Below are 235 nucleotides of genomic sequence, written 5' to 3' on the forward strand. Positions count from 1 at the left end.
TGAGAAGCCCCGACCGGGGTTCGACAACTGGCGACAGCCAGTTGGACAGATGACGAGCCTGCGAGGAATCTGCCCCGACAAAATTGCCGGGAGCAATTTTGAACAGCGCTTGCGCTGGCCCCGCAGGGGCGAGGCCCAGGGACGGGCCGAGTAACGGCGAGCGCAGCGAGTCAATCCCCCCCTCACCGCCATATTTTAAGAAGAGCTCGTACGCAAGTACGGGCTTTTTTTTCGC

Annotated in this window: 1 pseudogene; it reads right to left on the bottom strand. The window is 60.9% G+C overall.

Annotated features, from left to right (window positions below):
- Nucleotides 1-235, bottom strand: a pseudogene (locus HMPREF1144_RS33690) (hypothetical protein); the annotation flags it as partial.

This window comes from Klebsiella sp. OBRC7 (assembly GCF_000293135.1).
GTDB lineage: Bacteria > Pseudomonadota > Gammaproteobacteria > Enterobacterales > Enterobacteriaceae > Klebsiella > Klebsiella michiganensis.